Raw genomic sequence first — 18,830 nt, forward strand, 5'->3', positions numbered from 1 at the left:
GGTCAGCCGGCCCTTGCGAACGTAGAAGAGGAGGAGTGGCGCGGTCAGCCGGCGAAGCGGTCGCCGAGCAGCCGGAAGTGCCCGACCGACGGTGGCTCGGCGAAGAACGGGCCGACCAGCGCCCGCCACCGCTGGAAGCGCTCCGACTCGCGGAATCCCACGGTGTGGGCCTCGACCGACTCCCAGCCGACCAGCAGCAGAAACGTCTGTGGCCGCTCCTCGCAGCGCAGCAGCTCGGTCCAGCGGAAGCCGTCGGCCTCGGCGAGCACCTCGCGCGCCTTCTCGAAGACGGCCTCGAAGTCCCTTTCACGGCCGGCCACCACGGTCAGCTCGGCATGCTCGACGATCACGCGCATCTCCTCGGGTCAGACGGTGCTCCGAGCCTGCTGGGAGGCCGGATGCAGGGTCAACGGATCGAGGCATCGGCAAGGGGCACGTCATCCATCCCGTACGACGATGGGCCGCTGATCACGGGGCGCCCGGGGCCCTGATGCCAGGCATCGCGGATCGCTATTTCCGCCGCACCCCGTGCGGTGCCTAGCGTCGGTGACACGCCACCCATCCCCGCGAGGAGCACCCGTGCCCGACCGACTCCCCACCCATACCGGACCGTTCGCGCTCGGCACCTTCGCAGCCGACGGATTCGGCGCCTTCCCGGGCCTCGTCGTCGGGCGGAGAGTACGCAGCCTCTCCGATCTGGCGCCGTCCGTGCGGGCGGTCGTCGAGGACTGGGACGTCCTCTTCCCCCGTCTGGAGCTCCTCGCCGTCGAGCCGGACGACAGCTGGTACGACCTCGCCGATCTTCGCGTCCTCGCCCCCGTCGAGCCCGGCCAGATCCTGCAGAGCGGCGCCAACTACCGCAAGCATGTGGTCGATCTGGTCGCCGCCGAGAAGGAGAGCGTGCACGGCGCCACACCCGAGGAAGCGCGTGCCGACGCCGAGGAAATGATGGACGAACGGATCCGCAGCGGCGTCCCGTACGTCTTCCTCGGCTCGCCGCGCGCGATCTGCGGCCCGTACGACGACGTGGTGCTCCCTGTACTCGGCGAACAGCACGACTGGGAACTCGAACTCGCCCTGGTCATCGGCAAGTCGGGCAAGAACATCCCCGCCGAGGAGGCCATGGAGTACGTCGCCGCGTACACCATCTGCAACGACCTCACGACCCGCGACCGGCTCTACCGGCCCGACCTGAAGGCCATCGGCACCGACTGGTTCACCGCCAAGAACGCCGACACCTTCCTGCCGACCGGGCCCTTCCTGGTGCCGGCCGCCTTCGCCGGGGATCCCTCCGACCTGCGGATCACCCTGCGCCACAACGGAGTTGTCCGGCAGGACGAGTCCACCAAGGACATGATCTTCGACATCCCGAGGCTCATCGCGTACGTCTCCACGACCACCACCCTGCTCCCCGGCGACCTGCTGCTCACCGGCTCCCCGGCAGGCAACGGAGCGCACTGGGGTGTCTTCCTCAAGCCCGGGGACGTCGTGGAGTCGGAGATCACGGGCCTGGGTCACCAGCGCAACACCGTCAGGAGCCACGCATGAGCTTCCAGCCGATCACCCATCTGCGCCATGTCGACCTGGCCGTACCGGACTTCGCCGCGCAGCGCGCCTTCTACGGCAGCACCTGGGGCCTGACCGAGGTCGCGAACGACAGCGGTATCGCGTTCTTCGCCGCGGAGGGCAGCCCCGAGCAGTACATCGTCCGGATCCGCGAGGACGAGCGGAAGCGGATGGACCTGGTCGCGTTCGGCGCGGTCTCGCCGGCCGCCGTGGACGAGCTGCATGTACGGCTCGGCCGGGCCGGGATCCAACTCATCGGCGAACCAGAGGTGTTGGACACCCCGGGAGGCGGATACGGATTCCGTTTCTTCGACCCGGACGGCCGGGTCGTCGAGGTGTCCGCGGACGTCGAGACCCGTACCCACCGCAGGATCGAGGAACGCGAGGCGATCCCCGTCCGGCTGTCGCACTGCGTGGTCAACTCCCAGGACCCGGAAGGGTTGCGGGACTTCTACGTCCAGCACCTCGGGTTCCGGCTCACCGACACCCTGTACTCGACGCACATGGGCGACCTCATGTACTTCCTGCGGTGCAGCCCCCTGCACCACTCCTTCGCCATCGCGCGCGGCCCCCATGTCTCCCTGCACCACGCCTCGTTCGAGATGCGCGGGGTCGAGGAGTACATGCGCGGCACCGGGCGCGCGCTGCGCGCCGGGACCCGCCTCACCTGGGGACCTGGCCGCCATCTCGCGGGCGACAACACCTTCTCCTACTTCCACGACCCGCACGGCAACACCGTCGAGTACACGACCGAACTCGCCGTTCTCGAAGAGGACTTGTGGCACCCCGGCCGCCATGACGTCGACGATCCGGTCACCCAGGACCAGTGGGGCACCGCCGACCCGATGAGCGAGTCGGTCGCCAAGGAGCAGTTCAACGACCCGGACGTGCTGTTCGTCGCTCCGCCGGTCTGATCCGACTACCCCCAGAAGGGCCGCAGTTGTGGCAACGATACTGAAGCAGGCCGTCCCGAAGGCCGAGGTCACCGCCTCGCTCGACCTGGTGCGCGAGACCGTGACGGGCGTCATCGCGGACATCCGCGAGCGCGGTGACGACGCCGTGCGCGCGTACTCCGAGAAGTTCGACAAGTGGAGCCCCGACTCCTTCCGGCTCTCCGCCGAGGAGATCGAGAAGATCGTCGCCTCGATCCCGCGGCAGGTGATCGACGACATCCGGTTCGTGCAGGACCAGGTGCGCTCCTTCGCCCGCCACCAGCTCGACTCCATGGGCGAGTTCGAGGTGGAGACACTGCCGGGCGTGCGGCTCGGGCAGAAGCACATCCCGGTGCGGGCGGCGGGCGCGTACATACCCGGTGGCCGCTACCCGCTGACCGCGTCCGCGCACATGACCATCGTGACGGCGAAGGTCGCCGGCGTCCCGCGCGTCGTCGCCTGTACGCCGCCGATCCACGGCGAGATCCCGGCGGCCACCGTCGCCGCCGCGCACCTCGCGGGCGCGGACGAGATCTGGCTGCTCGGCGGGGTGCAGGCCGTCGCCGCGATGGCCGTCGGCACCGACACCATGCGGCCGGTCAACCTGATCGCCGGGCCCGGCAACGCGTACGTCGCCGAGGCGAAGCGGCAGCTCTTCGGCGAGATCGGGATCGACCTGTTCGCGGGCCCGACCGAGATCCTGGTCCTGGCCGACGACGCCGCGGACCCTTTCGTCTGCGCAGTCGACCTGCTCTCCCAGGCCGAGCACGGACCCGACTCCCCGGCCGTCCTCATCACCACCTCCCGGGAGGTGGCCGAGAAGACCATCGCCGAAGTGGAGCGCCTCCTGCCCGGCATGCCCACGCGTGACTTCGCCGGGCCCGCCTGGCGCGACCACGGGCAGGTGCACGTCGTGGACACCGTCGACGAGATGTACGCACTCGCCGACGAGTTCGCCTTCGAACACGTGGAGGTCCTGACGGCCGAGCCGAGGCTGGCGCTGACGCGCATGTCCCAGTACGGCGCTCTCTTCCTCGGCGAGGGCACCTGTGTGTCGTTCGGCGACAAGGTCATCGGGACGAACCATGTGCTCCCCACACGTGGTGCCGCCCGCTACACCGGCGGTCTGTGGGTGGGGAAGTACCTCAAGACGGTGACGTATCAGGAGGTCACCGACACCGGGTCGCAGGAACTGCTCGGCCGGCTGTGCGGGCGTGCCTCGCGTGTCGAGCTGTTCGAGGGACACGCCCGCTCCGGTGACGTACGGGCCGCGAAGGCCGCGGGCGACGAGTTGCCCTGGAACGGCGCATGACACTGCGCGGGCGTACGGCGCTGATCACGGGCGGCGGCGGACCGCTGGGGCGGGCCTTCGCACTCGCCCTGGCGGGATCCGGCGCCCGGGTGATCCTCGTCGGCAGGAGCGAACAGGCCCTCACGGACGCGGCGACCCGTGTGGTGAAGGAGGGCGGCCGGGCTCGTGCGGCGGTGTGTGACGTCTCCGATCCTGAGTCGGTGAGCGCGCTGGCCACCGAACTCATCGACGAGGACGTGTCGTTGCTCGTCAACAACGCTGGCGTCGCGGGCCCGGTCAAGCCGCTCACCGACATCGATCCGGACGAGTGGGACGACGTGTTCGCGGCCAACGTACGCGGGGTGTACCTGCTGTGCCGGGCCTTCCTGCCGCCGATGATCGAGGCCGGGCACGGCGACATCGTGAACATTGCATCCGTGAGCGGCAAACGGCCGCTGCTCAACCGGACCCCGTACACCGCGTCCAAGATGGCGCTCCTCGGCCTGACCCGGACCCTGGCGGGAGAGGTCGGACCGTACGGCGTCTCCGTCAACTCCCTGTCTCCGGGGCCGGTTCGGGGTCCGCGCATGGACCGCAACTTCCGTCTGACCGCCGAGCTGACCGGCACCACAGTCGAGGCCGCCGAGCAGGACTTCGCCTCCCGCGCGGCCCTGAACCGGCTGGTGGAGGAGGACGAGGTCGCCCGGGCGCTGGTGGCGATGCTCGCCATGCCGGGCTTGTGCGGAGCGGACATCGATCTGTCGGCGGGGATGATCGCACCCGCCTGACCGGATGCTCCAACCCGACGGCGGGGCGGGTGACTTCGGTCGCCCACCCCGCCTTTCCGCATGCCCTGTGGGCACTCTGTGTGACCGCCATGAAGCGGGCGGCCTGATCCGAAGCATCGGGCTCCGATATGCGTGTGCACGGCTCCTGTTCCCCGGTGTGCAGGGCTGATTCACTCCCTCGTGCGCACCTTCGGTGCCTCGGCCCGAGCCCTCGCCACCCTGTATCCGGCGGCCGGCCGGTCACCCTGCGCGACGGCGTACTCGAACCCTCGGAAGGCATGCAATGACGCTGATCACCCGACGCTCGATCCTGATCGCAGGCACCGCCACGGCCGGCGCCCTGCTGGTCCCGGTGGCCTCGGCCACCGCCGCGCCGACAAGAATCGCGTCCGGCACGAAGATCTCGGTCGGCTCCGGCGAGACGTACGAACTCTCCGCCACCACGCGCCTGAGCGAGCTGTCCATCGCCGAAGGCGGCAGGATCACCGCGCCCGACGGCTACAGCGTCACGCTGACCGTCGACGGTGTGGAGACCGGCCAACTCCTCACCGAGACGGGCGGAACCGAGACGCTCATCTCGGCCGGCACGTATCGAGGTGCCGTCGTCCTCACTGTCGCGGAGGCCAACGCGGTGACGTACGAGACCCTCACGTTCCCGTTCCGGCAGGCCGTCTACGTCGGCGCCGACGGCGTGGTGACCGCGAAGTCGGTCCTCAGTAGCGTGCGCGGAGGCAAACTCACCAACACCCTCGCCAAAGGCGTCGCCATCACCTCGACCGGCGAGTGCTTTGACGGCGTCTTCGTGCAGAACGCCAGTTATACGCTCCAGAAGCCCGTCATCTCCCTGACAGGCAACGGCCGTTGCGACTTCGCGGGCTACGGCGCCGCGGTCGTAGGCACCGGCTCGTCCACCACGCTCGTCGTGGACGGCGCCCGGATAGCGACCAAGGGCGTGGTCCGCACCACCGTCATCGCCAACGACGGCGCCAACGTCATCGTGAAGAACTCCGAGCTCCGGGCGAGGAACGGCGTCCTGCCCGCCGACTACCAGGCGACCGTGGAGACCCCGTACATGGAGTCGGTGCCCTGGATGCTCGGCCTCGACGGCAACGTCCGCGCCACCAACCTGATCGGCGCGAACACCAAGGCCACGTACATCAACTCCTCGGTGTTCTCGGAGACTTGGGGAGCCCTGTCGGTGGAGGGCGGTCGCGGCCTCCAACTGACGGCGATCAACAGCAGTGTCGGCAACACGGGCACGTACGGCTACGGCACGTACGCCATCGGGGATGCCACCGTCCGGGTCCTCGGCTCGCGGTTCGACGTCGGCAGCTACGCGACGATCATCGCGGGCCCCGCCGCCTCGGTCCACTACGGAGACAGCACCCGGGCAGCCGTCGCGGAACTCAACTCCTCGCTCGGACTCGGGCTGAGCGCAGCCGAGTTGGCCGCGCTCCCGGTCCGGAACACGGTCGTCAACTCGGGCCACTTCGGCTACATGTTCTTCGGCGCGGGCGCGCTGAAGCTCGACGGTGGCACGGTCGTCAACTCCGAGAAGGCCACCTTCCTCAACAAGGGGCAGCAGACCGCGATCACCGTGGACGGCTCCGGCGGGGCCCGGCTCAACCCGCGCAACGGGATCATCCTGCAGATGATCGAGCTCGACGACCCGGGACCGGTGAACGTCGACGGCAAGATGCTCAACACCGGCGTCTACACCGAGCCCACGGGCGACCCGACGAAGGACTCCGCCTTCGACGTGACCGCCGTCCACCCCGCCGACGGCGCCGCCACCTTCAGCTCCATCGCCCTGAAGGGCGACTTCTACAACGGCATGCGCAAGGGCAAGAACATGGTCCTCACCTTCGAGGACTCCACCGTCCAGGGCGTCATCTCGGCGACCGGGGCCAAGCACCACGTCAGCACGATCGACGCCTCGAACTTCTACGAGCTGGGTGAGGTCACCAACACCGTGCAGCCCGCCGTCAACAACGGTGTGGTCGTGCAGTTGAACAGCGGCTCGGCCTGGACGGTGACCGGCACGTCGTACCTGACCAAGCTGGCCCTCGCAGCCGGTGCGGCCGTGCGTGCGCCGCGCGGCAAGTCCGTGACCATGACGGTCGACGGCACGGCGACCGCCGTCGAGCCGGGCGGTACCTATTCCGGGGCGATCGTCCTGACCGTTCAGTGAGCGATCTCTGACGCCCCACGGGGGGTGCCCGGCATCCCACGGGATGCCGGGCACCGGTCTGCACCGGGCTATCGGCCGAGGTCGAAAATCCCGTACGCGAAGCCTTCCGCGGCGACGGTCCCGCCGTCGACCCGGACGCCGGACACCTCCAGAGGTCGTGGCTCCACCGGGATGTCGTACGCGTAACTCACCGCATTCCGCTGCGGATTGACGACGACGAGGTACCGCCCGCCCCGTACGTACACGAACGGGTAGCCGGCATGCAGGACCTCCACCGAGCCGCCGGAGCCGAGCTCCGGTGTCGCTGTGCGCAGGGCGATGAGGCGGCGTACGAAATGGAGCAGCGAGGTCTCGTCGGCACGCTGTGCCGCGACCGTGGGGCGGTCGGGCGCCGGATCGAGCGGGAGGTAGAGACGGTCGGCGGGGGCGGTGGAGAAGCCGGCGTTCGGGCCGTCGTCCCACTGCATCGGAGTGCGGGAGCCCGCGCGGTTGTAGCGCGGGCCCAACACGCTGCCCTCCTTGTCGGGGAGGCCCGGGACGTAGCGCATGCCGATCTCGTCGCCGTAGTAGATCGCCGGAAGAGTCGGCCAGGTGAGCTGGAAGGCGAAGGCGGCGGGGAGCTGTTCGGCCGTGCGGGGGCCGCAGTTGAGGCGGGAGAAGTCGTGGTTGGCGGTCGGGAGGGAGATGAAGCTGCTGTCGGCCACGGCGGCCGACGCCTTGCGCCAGGCTTCGACGAACAGGCCCGGCGTGCCCTGGCCGCTCGGGTCGAAGAAGCAGTCGAGCGGGTCCCAGGACTCGTTGACCGTGCCCTCGCTGTTGCTCCACAGCGACCGCAGAGCGCGACCGTCGGTGGGGCCGCCGAACTGGAGGAAGAAGTCCGTGTGGAAGCCCGCCGGAACCGACACCTCCGGCTCGCCCCACTCCGAGAGCAGCACCGCGTCCGGATGCTTGTCGTCCAGCCAGTGGCGCAGCTCCGTCCAGATCCTGGCCGTCTCGGTCTTGTCGGGGTCGTCCTTGACGAGCGACGCGGCCATGTCGACACGGAACCCGGACAGACCGAGCCCCAGCCAGTGGTCCATGACCGCACGCAGAGCCGCACGGTTGGCGCGCGGGCCCTCGGCGTCGACCGGCTGACGCCAGGGCTCGGCCGGATTCTCCTGCGCGTAGCCGAAGTTGAGGGCGGGCTGAAAGGCGAAGAAGTTCGGCAGGTACGCGCCGGGGCGGGTGCCGGGGGAGTCGACGAAGCCGTCGGGGCGGCCTCCGTCAGGACCCTCGGCCGCCCAGATGTACCGGTCGTCGGCCGGGTCGTTCGCCGAGGCCGTGAACCAGGGGTGCTGGTCGGAGGTGTGACCGGCCACGAGGTCCAGCAGTACGCGGATGCCGTGGCTGCCCGCCTCGTCGACGAGCTTGGCGAGGTCGTCGTTCGAGCCGTAGCGGGGCGCGACGTTCAAGTAGTCGGAGACGTCGTATCCGGCGTCCCGGAACGGTGAGACGAAACAGGGGTTGAGCCAGACGGTGTTGACGCCCAGCCACGCGAGGTGGTCGAGGCGCTCGGCGATTCCGTCGAAGTCGCCGATGCCGTCGCCGTTCGAGTCGGCGAACGACTGCGGATAGATCTGGTAGAAGACGGCGTCGGCCAGCCAGCTGGGAGCGGGGCGGAACGAAGTCATGAAGTGGACCTTAGACCGGCGCGTGAGGCACGCGCTGCCCCTATGCTGAGCGCGATGTTCACCCCGCAAGGTCCCACCCTCCGCGAACTGGCCGTGCAGGCCCTGTCGTCCGTCGAGCACGGCTACGACCTGCTCGCACCGAAGTTCGACCACACTCCGTTCCGGACACCGGACTCGATCCTCGACGCCGTGGCAACGGCACTGGACCGGATCGGCCCCTTCGACCGCGGACTCGACCTGTGCTGCGGCACCGGGGCGGGGATGGAGGTGCTGAGCGGGCTGTGCCGGGAGAGCGTCACCGGGGTCGACATCAGCGCGGGGATGCTGGCGGTGGGGCGGGGGCGCGTGGATGCGGCTCGCGCGCGGGAGCGCGGCGAGGCCGAAGGGCCGGGGCGTGGGGAAGCCGAGGCGCCGGGGCGTGGGGAAGCCAAGGCGCCGGAGAATGGCGGAGCCAATGCGCCGGAGCGTGGCGAAGCCAAGACGCCGGGGCGTGCGCTTCCCGACGGCGCGCCGCGTGTCGGATGGGTGCGCGGTGACGCCCGTGCCCTGCCCTTCGCGCCCGTCTTCGACCTGGTGGTGAGCTTCGGGGCGTTCGGCCATTTCCTGCCGCGTGAGCTGCCGGGGCTCTTCGCCGAGGTCCACTCCGTGCTGAGGCCGGGCGGGCGCTTCGCATTTCCGATCATGGCTCCGCCCCGGCCGAGCTCGCCCGGGTACTGGGCCCTGCTGGCCTTCGACCTGGTGATGCGGGTGCGCAACGCCGTCTGGCGTCCGCCGTTCGTCATGTACTACCGGGCGTTCCGGCTCGACGATGTACGCCGGGAACTGGAGCGGGCCGGGTTCGAGGTCGAGTTGCACGCCCTGCCCGAGTTCGGCCGACGCCCGGACGACAGCCCGCGGTGCCGGATGGTCGTGGCCACGCGGGTAAGCGGTCCGACGTCCGCGTAGGTACCTCAGGTCGACTGGTCGGGGCGCACGCTCGCCTTGGCGAGGGTTTGGTTTTCCAACTCTTGAGGCTATAGTGAGTCTGCTTTTCAAACTTGCTGAATCGAGTTCTCAAACTTGGTAACTCGAGCCCCATACGGAACCCGACCGTGCGAGGAAACGCGATGAGGGCCTCACCACCGGACAGCACGCACGCCACGAGCGACGCCGTGGCCCGTATAGACCCCCTGTGGTGGTCATGGGCGGGCGCACATGGGGGACACGTCGCGGCGGCGGCGCTCTCCGCCGTACGGGATCGCGCGGCCGCCGCGGGGCAACACCCGGCACGCACCCTGACCACCCACTTCCTGGCCCCGGTCGACGCACGCCCCCTGCCGCTCACGGTGACCGTGCCGTCGGCCGGGCGCCGCGCCTCGACCTGCACGTTCACCGGGCAGCAGGACGGGAGGCCGGTGCTCGTCGGCTCGGCGGTGTTCGGTCCGGGCCGCCCGGGACCCTCGTACGAGGGCAGCACCGCGCCCGCTGTGCCGGGAGCGCCTGACTGCCCGCCCCTCGACCTGCCCGTCGGTCTTGCGCCCTTCGCCAAACAGGTCGAGATACGCCCCGCCTCCGAGGACCTGCCACTCGCCGGAGGTGAGAAGGCCGAACTCGTCGCCTGGGTGCGGTTCGCCGACGACCGCCCCCTGGACGCGGAGGCGGTCGTCACCCTGACCGACGTCCTGCCTCCCGGCCTCTACGCGCACTGGCGCACCCCGCGCCCCGTGCCGACCGCCGAGCTGACCGTCCACTTCACCGACGCGCTCGACGACGGTGCACCTCGCGGCTGGGCCCTGGTCCGTATCCGCACCGAACAGGCAGGCAGCGGCTGGGCCGTCGACGACAGCACGGTGTGGTCGGCGGACGGCAGGCTGCTGGCCCTCGCCCGGCAGGCCCGGGTCGTCCAGAGAGCTACTGCCCCCGTACGGGAGGCTTTGTGAACATCACCCGAGCCACGGGGTGACGCAAGGCGCCGCAACCGCACGCTTCCTGTCGCGGACCTCACGGCTCCGCCCGCCACGTGCCCCCCAGGGCCAGCGCCACCGCCGCGTCCGGGCCCAAGTCGTGGCCCTCGCGCACGGCTTGGGCGAAACGGATGTCACCAAGGTCCGCGCGCAGCAGACGGGCGTACTCCCGGCGGAAGACGGTCGTCTCGGAGTGACCGAGCCGCGGAAGCCCGGCGGCGTACCAGAGGCGTCTGCTGACGCCGAGGAGCCGGGCGGCGAGCTCCGGCTCGCCCCGGCAGGCCTCCGCGACCACCAGCAGATCGGCGACCGCAGCGGCACCCAGCCGGTCGTTCATCCGCCACTTGGCGGCCAGCGCCTCACGTCCCGCCCGCAGCGCCTCCTCCGGGTGGCCCAGACCGATCCGGGAGAGCGACACGAAGAAGTCACCCCAGGCCCGCATCCACAGCTCACCGCGTTTCGCGCAGTCCGCGCGCAGCCGCTCGGCCACCGTCGCGCACCGCTCGAAGGCGCCCTGGCCGGCCAGCAGGTACGCCTGCACGGCGAGCGTCAGCAGCTGGAAGAACTCCGCGCCGCCGCCACCCCCGGGCCCCTGCGGCGCACTCCCGTACAGCACGGCCGAGCGCGCCGACTCCCCGCGCACGGCCAGGCTCGCACCGGTCAACGGGAGAGCGGGTACCGACAGTTGTCGTTCCTCGGCGAGCCAGACATACGCGGCGCTCACGGACTCCGCGGCATCCAGATCGTCGGGTACGACGGTGACCAGGCGGTGTGTCCAGATGGCGAGCGTGTGCTCGGGGCCGCCGTCGCTCTCCCGGCGCAGTGCCCGTTCGAGATAGCCGCGCCCCTCCTCGGCGAAGCCGCAGGCGAACCAGAAGTACCAGAGGATTCCCGCGAGTTCGAGCGCGGTCTCCGGTTCCGGCGCGGCCAGGCACTCCTCCATCGCGAGCCGCAGATTCGCGTGCTCCGCGGTGAGCCGCTCGGCCCACATCCGCTGTCCGGGACCGAGCCACTCGGCCTCGCCCTGCCGGGCGATCCAGCGGAAGTAGTCGCGATGGCGACGGCGTACGGCCTTCTCCTCGCCGAGACCGCTGAGCCACTCGGCGCCGAAGGACCGGACCGTGTCGAGCATCCGGTAGCGCACCGCCGCGCTGTCGCCCTCACGCGTCACGATCGACTTCTCGGTGAGCGACGCGAGCAGCGCGAGAATCTCCTCGGCGTCCAATGGGCCGCCGTGGCACACGAATTCGGCCGCCTCCACGTCCCAGCCGCCGGCGAAGACCGACAGCCTGGCCCAGAGCAGCCGCTCCAGCGGGGTGCACAGCTCGTGGCTCCAGCCGATCGCCGTACGCAGTGTCTGATGCCGGGCGAGGCGCGGCCGGGCGGGCGAGACCAGCAGTTCGAAGCGGGAGTCCAGGCCCTCCAGGAGCCGGTCGAGGGGGAAGCCGCGCAGGCGCACCGCCGCCAGCTCCAGGGCCAGCGGAATCCCGTCGAGACGGGCGCACACGGCGGCCACGCCCGCCCGGTTGGCGTCGGTCAGCGCGAAGGACGGCACGGCCGCGGCGGCGCGCGTCGCGAACAGTGCCACCGCGTCGTCCCGTTCGCCGAGCGGCAGCGGTGCCACCGTCAGCAGATGCTCGCCCGGTACCCCCAACGGCTGTCGGCTGGTGGCCAGCACGTGCAACTCCGGCACCCTCGCGAGGAGTTCCTGCACCACCCGCGCGCACTCGTCGAGTACGTGCTCGCAGGTGTCGAGGACGAGCAGCAGCGGGGCCCGGGCGAGATGCTCGGAGAGCGCCTCCAGGAGCGGCAGCAGGGTCTGCTCGGCCAGCCGCGTGGCCTGCGCCACGGCGTTGGTGAGCAGACCCGGGTCCTGCAGCTCCGAAAGCTCTACGAGCCACACCCCGCCCGGAAAATCCTCCAGCGCGAGGTCCGCCGCCCGCAGCGCGAGCCGTGACTTGCCGACACCCCCGGGGCCCGTGAGAGTGACGAGACGGTTGGTGTCCAACAGACCGGAGACAGCGGCGAGTTCGCCCTTCCGTCCGACGAAGGCGTTGGCCTCGGCGGGCAGATTGCCGGTCCTGCCCTTGCGTACTGAGGCCGCCATCGTTCCCCCTCACCCGACCGGATGGCGGTCACCATAACCCTCTGACGCGCGGCCCGCTTCCGGCGTAGCGTGGATGGGTCCCAGCACACCAATCCTTGGGGGGTGCGGGAGATGGCCGTAGTACCGGCACTGCGAGTCGTCGGGCAGATGCGTTCCGGAGACCATCTGCTGCTCGGCTACGACACGGACGAGGAGCGGGAGACCGTACTCGCCGCATTCCTCCTCGACGGACTGGCCAGCGGGCAGCGCGGGCTCGTGCTGACCCCGGGAGAGATTCCCGCGGGGCTTGCCCTGTCCTTCCTGGAGGCGCACGGCTGCGCCGTGGACGACGAGATCGCCGCCGGAGGGCTGGCGGTCGACCCGCATCTGGCCACGCCCGAAGGACTGTGGGATCTGGACGAGGTGATCCGCCGCGAGGCGCGCCGCGCGGTCGGCGACGGCTTCCTCGGCCTGCGCGTCAGCATGGAGGTGCTGCGCGGCGGGGCGGACAAGGGGCTGAAGATGCTGCACGACAGTGAGCTGCTCCTCGACCCCGTCTTCGCCACCCTGCCCGTGCTCGGCATCTGTCAGTACGACCGACGCGTGTTCGACGAGGGTGACCTGGCCCGGCTCGACGGACTGCACCACGGCCGGGTCGCCGCCGACCTCGTCTGGCAGGACGACCTGCTCTCCATCACCCGCACCTTCGCACCCCCTGGCCTGGCCCTCGCAGGGGAGATCGACGACACGAACGTCACCGCGGTCGCCCGCGCCCTGCACGACGAGACGGCCCGCGCCCGCGCCCGCACCGCGACCGGCATCCGCGCCCGACTCGACCTGCGCGACCTGAGCTTCGTCGACGTCGGCGCCCTGCGTCTGCTGGTCTTCTCGGCACTCGGCCTGTACGCGGGCGGCGGCACCCTCGTCCTGTACGGCGTCGCCCCGCATGTCCAGAGGGTGATGCGGGTGACCGGCTGGGACCGCGTTCCCGGCCTGCGTCTGGAGCAAGGAGAAGAAGTGCCATGACCCGCACCGGGTTCGTCCACCAGGCGCTCTGCTACGGCTCGGACGACGAATTCCTCGAAGGGACCCTCGAGTTCACCCTCGACGGCCTGGACTCGGGCGACGTCGTCCTCGCCGTCGCCAAGGACCACAACATCACTCTCCTCGAATCAGCCGTCGGCACTCGCGCCCACGACGTCGAGTTCGTCGACGCCGACGACTGGTACCGCTACCCCTCCCGCACCCTGGGCCAGTACCACGCGTACTGCGCGGACCACGGCCCGGACCGCCGCGTCCGCATCATCGGCGAACCGGTCTGGGCCGGACGCACGGAGTTCGAGGCGCGCGAGTGGACGCGTTACGAGTCGCTGCTCAACGTCGCCTTCGCCGACTCGGGCCACTGGATCGTCTGCCCCTACGACACCCGGACCGTCCCCGCCGACATCGTGCACACGGCGACCCGCACCCATCCCGAACTCGCCCTCGGCGCCCGTATCTCGGCCTCCAGCAGCCGCTACACCGCGCCGGCCGACTTCTACGCCGAGTGCGACGCCGCCGGCCCGGCGGGCCGCCTGCCCGACGGCGCCGACGACATCCCCTTCGGTCGCGGCCGGTCGGCGGCCCTGCGTGCGGCCGTCGCCGCGTACGCCCGCCTCTCGGGAATGCCCGAGCAGCGGACGTACGACATGGTGGCGGCCGTGCACGAGGTGGTCGCCAACGCCGTGCGGTTCGGCGGCGGGGGAGGTGTGCTGCGGCTGCGCAGCGACCCCGACTACCTGATCTGCGAGGTCGCGGACGACGGCGCGCACAACTCCCCGGCGCCCGCGCGGTTCCCCGGTCATCTGCCGCCCGCAAAGCGGGCCGCGGGCGGCCACGGGATGTGGGTGGTACGACAGTTGAGCGACCTCGTCGCCGAGGATCTCGGGCCCGCGGGCTCCACCGTACGCGTGTACTTCCGCCGCCCCGGAGACCTCACCCCGCGGCCGGCAGCGTGAACTCGTAGACCAGGGCGTCCTGTTGGGCATCCACCACGAGGTCGGTGATCTCCAGCGGACGGTCGTACTGGTCGTGGACGCGCCGGGTGACCAGTACGGACCGGGGAAGCTGGGTGATCGAGTCCCGGTGGTGCAGGGTCAGCCCCGCCTTGCGCATCCAGTCGTAGGCGCGCCTCAGTTGGGCCGACGCCGTGCCGTCGGCCCGGTCGCGGTAGCGGGCCAGCTCCTCGACCTCGGTCACCGCGACGGCGGAGAAGGAGGTCACGGCCGTACGCAGTCCGCTTCCGTCCGCGGCGGCCGACTCGTAGCGGTGCACCAGCGTCGGCCGGCGAGGGGCGAGCCCCAGCGCGTGCGCGTGTTCCGGTGGGGGAGCCTCCCAGGTCACGGTGGTCCGGTGGACGGTGCACGGTTCGGTGGTCTGTGCCCCGACGGGGAAGTCGAGGGACGGGACGTGTTCCGCGGTGCTGCCGGGCAGTGTCGCGTGACTGCCGCGCCGGTCGGTGGAGACCAGACCGCCGCGCCGCAGCATCTGCAGCGCCTGCCGAACGGTCTCGCGGCTCACGCCGAACCGGTTGGCCAACTCCCTTTCTCCCGGCAGGCGTTCACCGGGTGGAATGGTCCCGTCGCGCAGATCGCCGAGCAACTGCGCGGCGATCTGCGAATAGCGGGGCTCGTGGTCGGACGGGTGGACGGTGCGGGCCATGTCCGCGCCCCTCCTGAGTGGTGACGTACGTGGTGACGAAACGTAGCCGTGCGGGCTCATTGCGCGACCAGATCTAAGCATTGGTCTAAACCACCAGGGAAGAGCGGCCGGGCAGTTCGGCCGATTTCAGCCCGCACCCCCGTGCGGCGCGGGAGTGTTCAGAGCGCGCTGTACAGGGCGTCCACAAGCGCCATCTTCCTTGGGTCGTCGGCGATGTGCGGGCCCATGCGGTTCATGACGTACCCCAGTGAGATGCCCGCCTCAGGGTCGGCGAGACCGCAGGATCCGCCGAAGCCGTCATGTCCGAAAGCCCTCGGGTTGGGCCCGTACGAACCGTTGGGCCCGCTCAGCCACAGCCCGAGCCCGATCTCCGTCTCGTACTCGAACCCGGCACCGAGCACCAGGTCGCGACAACTGCCCTGCCCCTCGCGCACCCGCTCGGCGGCCTGAGGTGAGAGCACCTCCCGTGAGCCGTACGAGCCACGCCCGGCGAAGATCCCGTACAGGGCGGCGATCGCGCGGGCCGTGCCGTGGCCGTTCGCGGCCGGGATCTCGGCGGCCCGCCACTGCGGCGTGTTGGCCTCGGTCGCGCCGACAATCGGATTGGTGAGAGCCGCCAGCGCGGCGGGCGCCAACTGGGCGTAGACCGCCGCCTGTTCACTGGTCGGAGCGGCCCGCGGGTGCACCAGCTCGGCCGCCCGCCCCGACTCCTTCTCCGGCAGCCCGATGGTGAAGTCGATCCCGAGCGGACCGGTCACCTCCCGCTCCAGGAACGCACCCGGCAGCAGCCCGGAGACCCGCCGCACCACTTCACCCACCAGATGGCCGAACGTGATCGCGTGATAGCCGGACCGCGACCCCGGCTCCCACCAGGGCTCCTGTGCCGCGAGGCGCTCGACGGTCAGCTCCCAGTCCAGCAGCTGCGCGAGCGTGTGCGGCTCGCGGAGTCCGGACAGCCCCGCGCGGTGCGACAGCAGGTGCCGTACGAGCACCGACTCCTTGCCCGCCGCCGCGAACTCCGGCCAGTACGCGGCCACCGGGGCGTCGAAGTCCAGCAGCCCGCGATCGGCCAGGATGTGCGCGCACAGGGCGGTCGGGCCCTTGGACGTCGACCACACGTTGACCAGGGTCTCGCGCTCCCAGGGCCGGGTGCGTGCCGCGTCCGCCCAGCCGCCCCACAGGTCCACCACGCTCTCGCCGTCGAGGGTGACCGTCACCGCCCCGCCCAGCTCGCCGCGGTCGCTGAAGTTCTCCTCGAACGCGGTGCGCACCGCCGAGAAGCGTGTGTCGCAGTGGCCTTGAACGTGCGGCGCGTGCTGGGACATGGGACCTCCGTTGCCCGTAGAGAAGCCCGGAGTCGGATCCGGGCCGGCTGAAACATACCGCTGGAACGTACCGACTGGTCGGACTGGGCGGAAGCGGTCGCACCGCATTCGTCATCGCGTGATCTCCCGCGGGCCACCCAACACCCCTACAGTGCTGGCCAGTTGACCGAACAGACGCAGGAGGCATGGGGACAATGCGGAGACACGTGAAAGTGCTGGCGCGGACCGGGATCGCCGTGGGCACAGCGACCGTGCTGGCCCTCGCCACGGGACCCCAGGCGACGGCCGCCGACCTGTCGTACTCGTCCAGCACCTCCGTGGGCGTCCACAACGCCTACGAGAAGACGAAGTACCCGTACTTCGCCGACGCCCTGGACTCCGGCGCCGGAATGCTCGAACTCGACGTGTGGACCAATGTGTTCGGGGCCTCCTGGCGGGTCTCGCACAGCAACCCCCTCGGCAACGACAACAACTGCGTGAACGCGGCGAACGCCTCCGAGCTGCGCGCCAAGGCCACCAACCGCGACCTCGGCGGCTGCCTCGCCGACATCAAGGCCTGGCACGACGCGCACCCGGGCCACCGGCCGATCCAGCTGAAGATAGAGATGAAGGACGGCTTCCTGGGCACCAGCGGCCGTGGTCCCGCCCAGTTGGACGCCCTGCTCACCTCGAAGCTCGGCGACGCCCTGCTCCGCCCCGCCGATGTCGTCGGCTCCCACCCCGACCTCGACACCGCCGTGCGCGCCGACGGCTGGCCCGCGCGCTCGGCCCTGGCCGGCAAGTTCATCGTCGAACTGATCCCCGGCACCGTCGAGGAGGGCAACCCCTTCGACACGCTGTGGACCGACCGCGAGTACGCCACCTATCTGCGCGACCTCGCCGCCGCCGGACGCCTGCGCGAGGCAGGTGCCTTCCCCGCCGTGCACAAGGCGGCCACCGGCGACCCCCGCACCCGCTACACCGACGCGACGATCCGCCCCTGGCTCGTCGTCTTCGACGGCGACGCCGCCACCTACGCGAACGGCACGATCGACACCGCCTGGTACGACGACCGGCACTACCTCGTCGTCATGACCGACGCCCAGAACGTGCCCCCGGCCATCGACGGCACCAACCCCACCCAGCAGCAGGCACTCGACCGGGTCGCCCTGCTGGCCGGGCAGCACGCCAGCGTCGTCTCCGCGGACTGGTACCCGCTGCCCGCAGTCCTGTCCATGGTCGTACCGCGGGGGACGGCGGGCTGAGACCTACCCGGCCGCGAGGTGGGACAGCCAGCTCAGCTTGGCCGCCTCCTGGTAGGTTTCGCCGCCCTCGTGGTCGTTGAAGTCGTACACCTCGATCGTCTTGTCCTCGGTCGCCCACGCGTTGAACGCCGCGAACACCGTGGAGGGCGGGCAGGTCTGGTCCTCCAGGGCGACCGAGAAGAGGGCCGGCGCCCGGCCGCGCGCGGCGAAGTGCACGCCGTCGAAGTAGGAGAGCGTGCGCAGCACTTCGTCGGTGCGGCCGCGGTGCGTCTTGAGGAAGTTGCCGATCTCCCGGTACGGGTTTCGGTCCGTCAGCGTCGCGGCGCGGGGGAAGTCGCACAGGAACGGCACGTCCGGCGCGATCGCCGCCAGGTCGGGGACCAGGCCGCCCACCGCGATCGTGATGCCGCCGCCCTGGCTCCCGCCCACGACCGCCGTGCGCGCGGCGTCGACCAGAGGATGTGAGCGGGCCGCCTCCACGGCGCGCACCGCGTCCGTGAACACCCGGCGGTAGTAGTAGTTCTCGGGGGCGTCGACACCACGGGTCATGTACCCGGGGTACGCGGGCCCGCTGCCCACCGGATCGGGGGTCTCGCCGCCGCCCCAGGCGCTGCCCTGGCCGCGCGTGTCCATCACGAAGTGCGCGAAGCCCGCCGAGGCCCACAGCAGATGCGTGTGCGGAAGGCCGCGCCCGCCGCCGTACCCGACGAACTCCACGATCACGGCCAGCGGCGAGTTCGCCCAGGCGGGCAGTGTCAGCCAGCCCTTGACCGGGTGCCCGCCGAACCCGGCGAACGTGACGTCGTACACCTTGACGGTCTTGAGGTGTGTCTCGACCGGCTCGAAACGGGCGCCGAGTTCGTGTTCGCGGGCCTCCTGGAGCGTCTTGGCCCAGAAGGTGTCGAAGCCCTCGGGCTCGACGGACGCGCTGCGGTAGTCGCGGAGTTCGTCGAGGGGGAGGTCGAACAGGGCCATGAAGGACCACCTTTGGTGTCGGGTGCGGATGATCACACCGTACGTGTGCCCTCTCCGGGGCCGCCAGGCCCTTGCCTCCGGCCGGCCGCGCCCCCGCGGGGGAATCCGTCCCCCCGCAC

Annotated in this window: 16 protein-coding genes; 10 read left to right on the forward strand and 6 right to left on the reverse strand. The window is 70.7% G+C overall.

Features of this window, described 5'->3' with window-relative positions; genetic code table 11:
• Window positions 1–44: 44 nt before the first annotated feature.
• Window positions 45–350, reverse strand: a complete 306-nt coding sequence (locus OG246_RS29290; RefSeq protein WP_266469888.1) for an antibiotic biosynthesis monooxygenase — start codon at window positions 348–350, stop codon at window positions 45–47.
• 229 nt (window positions 351–579) lie between these two features.
• Here OG246_RS29290 and OG246_RS29295 point away from each other — a divergent pair, with 229 nt between their 5' ends.
• The 5 genes from OG246_RS29295 to OG246_RS29315 all read left to right on the forward strand — a co-directional run bounded on the left by OG246_RS29295 (window position 580) and on the right by OG246_RS29315 (window position 6,768).
• Window positions 580–1,548 carry a fumarylacetoacetate hydrolase family protein gene (locus tag OG246_RS29295; protein WP_266469890.1) on the forward strand — a complete coding sequence of 323 codons (969 nt, stop codon included), beginning with the start codon at window positions 580–582 and terminating at the stop codon, window positions 1,546–1,548.
• Complete coding sequence (locus OG246_RS29300; protein ID WP_266469895.1) at window positions 1,545–2,480, forward strand: VOC family protein; 936 nt, start codon at window positions 1,545–1,547, stop codon at window positions 2,478–2,480. Before OG246_RS29295 ends, OG246_RS29300 begins: the two co-directional genes overlap by 4 nt.
• 28 nt (window positions 2,481–2,508) lie before the next feature.
• Window positions 2,509–3,810 carry a histidinol dehydrogenase gene (gene hisD, locus OG246_RS29305; RefSeq protein ID WP_266469897.1) on the forward strand — a complete coding sequence of 434 codons (1,302 nt, stop codon included), beginning with the start codon at window positions 2,509–2,511 and terminating at the stop codon, window positions 3,808–3,810.
• Window positions 3,807–4,577 carry an SDR family NAD(P)-dependent oxidoreductase gene (locus OG246_RS29310; RefSeq protein WP_266469899.1) on the forward strand — a complete coding sequence of 257 codons (771 nt, stop codon included), beginning with the start codon at window positions 3,807–3,809 and terminating at the stop codon, window positions 4,575–4,577. Before hisD ends, OG246_RS29310 begins: the two co-directional genes overlap by 4 nt.
• A 283-nt stretch (window positions 4,578–4,860) precedes the next feature.
• Window positions 4,861–6,768 carry a hypothetical protein gene (locus tag OG246_RS29315; RefSeq protein WP_266469901.1) on the forward strand — a complete coding sequence of 636 codons (1,908 nt, stop codon included), beginning with the start codon at window positions 4,861–4,863 and terminating at the stop codon, window positions 6,766–6,768.
• Window positions 6,769–6,836: 68 nt separating this feature from the next.
• On the opposite strand, the gene OG246_RS29320 is transcribed toward OG246_RS29315, so the two are convergent.
• On the reverse strand, window positions 6,837–8,438 hold the full coding sequence (locus tag OG246_RS29320) for an alpha-amylase family glycosyl hydrolase (protein WP_266469903.1): 1,602 nt from the start codon (window positions 8,436–8,438) through the stop codon (window positions 6,837–6,839).
• Between the two features lie 54 nt (window positions 8,439–8,492).
• Here OG246_RS29320 and OG246_RS29325 point away from each other — a divergent pair, with 54 nt between their 5' ends.
• Together OG246_RS29325 and OG246_RS29330 are read left to right on the forward strand one after the other, a co-directional pair.
• Window positions 8,493–9,383, forward strand: a complete 891-nt coding sequence (locus OG246_RS29325) for a class I SAM-dependent methyltransferase (protein ID WP_266469905.1) — start codon at window positions 8,493–8,495, stop codon at window positions 9,381–9,383.
• Window positions 9,384–9,544: 161 nt separating this feature from the next.
• Window positions 9,545–10,357 (forward strand): acyl-CoA thioesterase II, encoded by an 813-nt coding sequence (locus OG246_RS29330; RefSeq protein ID WP_266469907.1) that lies wholly within the window; start codon window positions 9,545–9,547, stop codon window positions 10,355–10,357.
• Between the two features lie 61 nt (window positions 10,358–10,418).
• Here OG246_RS29330 and OG246_RS29335 read toward each other — a convergent pair whose 3' ends face one another.
• A complete protein-coding gene (locus OG246_RS29335) occupies window positions 10,419–12,488 on the reverse strand; it encodes an AAA family ATPase (RefSeq protein ID WP_266469908.1) in 2,070 nt (689 codons plus the stop codon).
• A 111-nt stretch (window positions 12,489–12,599) separates the two neighbouring features.
• Here OG246_RS29335 and OG246_RS29340 point away from each other — a divergent pair, with 111 nt between their 5' ends.
• Both OG246_RS29340 and OG246_RS29345 read left to right on the forward strand, forming a co-directional pair.
• Entirely contained in the window at window positions 12,600–13,493 is an 894-nt protein-coding gene (locus OG246_RS29340; protein WP_266469910.1) for an MEDS domain-containing protein, read from the forward strand.
• Window positions 13,490–14,464: a sensor histidine kinase gene (locus tag OG246_RS29345; RefSeq protein ID WP_266469912.1), complete on the forward strand. Its 975-nt coding sequence runs from the start codon at window positions 13,490–13,492 to the stop codon at window positions 14,462–14,464. The genes OG246_RS29340 and OG246_RS29345 overlap by 4 nt, the downstream gene beginning before the upstream one ends.
• Here the strand turns inward: OG246_RS29345 and OG246_RS29350 are convergent.
• Together OG246_RS29350 and OG246_RS29355 are read right to left on the reverse strand one after the other, a co-directional pair.
• Window positions 14,442–15,167 carry a GntR family transcriptional regulator gene (locus OG246_RS29350; protein WP_266469914.1) on the reverse strand — a complete coding sequence of 242 codons (726 nt, stop codon included), beginning with the start codon at window positions 15,165–15,167 and terminating at the stop codon, window positions 14,442–14,444. The two genes, OG246_RS29345 and OG246_RS29350, sit on opposite strands and share 23 nt — an antisense overlap.
• 158 nt (window positions 15,168–15,325) lie before the next feature.
• Complete coding sequence (locus OG246_RS29355; protein WP_266469915.1) at window positions 15,326–16,492, reverse strand: serine hydrolase domain-containing protein; 1,167 nt, start codon at window positions 16,490–16,492, stop codon at window positions 15,326–15,328.
• A 194-nt stretch (window positions 16,493–16,686) separates the two neighbouring features.
• On the opposite strand from OG246_RS29355, the gene OG246_RS29360 reads away from it, so the two are divergent.
• The gene (locus tag OG246_RS29360) at window positions 16,687–17,736 is read left to right on the forward strand and encodes a phosphatidylinositol-specific phospholipase C domain-containing protein (RefSeq protein WP_266469916.1); all 1,050 of its coding nucleotides are present in this window, start codon (window positions 16,687–16,689) and stop codon (window positions 17,734–17,736) included.
• Between the two features lie 3 nt (window positions 17,737–17,739).
• On the opposite strand, the gene OG246_RS29365 is transcribed toward OG246_RS29360, so the two are convergent.
• On the reverse strand, window positions 17,740–18,711 hold the full coding sequence (locus OG246_RS29365) for an acetylxylan esterase (protein WP_266469918.1): 972 nt from the start codon (window positions 18,709–18,711) through the stop codon (window positions 17,740–17,742).
• Window positions 18,712–18,830: the final 119 nt, after the last annotated feature.

Origin of the sequence: Streptomyces sp. NBC_00620 (genome assembly GCF_026341825.1) — a bacterium.
In the GTDB taxonomy this organism is placed as follows: domain Bacteria; phylum Actinomycetota; class Actinomycetes; order Streptomycetales; family Streptomycetaceae; genus Streptomyces.

What these genes read in the sequence shown, in the direction of transcription:
- OG246_RS29315 (WP_266469901.1), top strand. Translation starts at nt 4,861, where the DNA reads ATGACGCTGATCACCCGACGCTCGATCCTGATCGCAGGCACCGCCACG.
- OG246_RS29310 (WP_266469899.1), top strand. Translation starts at nt 3,807, where the DNA reads ATGACACTGCGCGGGCGTACGGCGCTGATCACGGGCGGCGGCGGACCG.
- OG246_RS29300 (WP_266469895.1), top strand. Translation starts at nt 1,545, where the DNA reads ATGAGCTTCCAGCCGATCACCCATCTGCGCCATGTCGACCTGGCCGTA.
- OG246_RS29365 (WP_266469918.1), bottom strand. Translation starts at nt 18,711, where the DNA reads ATGGCCCTGTTCGACCTCCCCCTCGACGAACTCCGCGACTACCGCAGC.
- OG246_RS29345 (WP_266469912.1), top strand. Translation starts at nt 13,490, where the DNA reads ATGACCCGCACCGGGTTCGTCCACCAGGCGCTCTGCTACGGCTCGGAC.
- OG246_RS29335 (WP_266469908.1), bottom strand. Translation starts at nt 12,488, where the DNA reads ATGGCGGCCTCAGTACGCAAGGGCAGGACCGGCAATCTGCCCGCCGAG.
- OG246_RS29340 (WP_266469910.1), top strand. Translation starts at nt 12,600, where the DNA reads ATGGCCGTAGTACCGGCACTGCGAGTCGTCGGGCAGATGCGTTCCGGA.
- OG246_RS29325 (WP_266469905.1), top strand. Translation starts at nt 8,493, where the DNA reads ATGTTCACCCCGCAAGGTCCCACCCTCCGCGAACTGGCCGTGCAGGCC.
- OG246_RS29330 (WP_266469907.1), top strand. Translation starts at nt 9,545, where the DNA reads ATGAGGGCCTCACCACCGGACAGCACGCACGCCACGAGCGACGCCGTG.
- OG246_RS29360 (WP_266469916.1), top strand. Translation starts at nt 16,687, where the DNA reads ATGCGGAGACACGTGAAAGTGCTGGCGCGGACCGGGATCGCCGTGGGC.
- OG246_RS29350 (WP_266469914.1), bottom strand. Translation starts at nt 15,167, where the DNA reads ATGGCCCGCACCGTCCACCCGTCCGACCACGAGCCCCGCTATTCGCAG.
- OG246_RS29320 (WP_266469903.1), bottom strand. Translation starts at nt 8,438, where the DNA reads ATGACTTCGTTCCGCCCCGCTCCCAGCTGGCTGGCCGACGCCGTCTTC.
- OG246_RS29355 (WP_266469915.1), bottom strand. Translation starts at nt 16,492, where the DNA reads ATGTCCCAGCACGCGCCGCACGTTCAAGGCCACTGCGACACACGCTTC.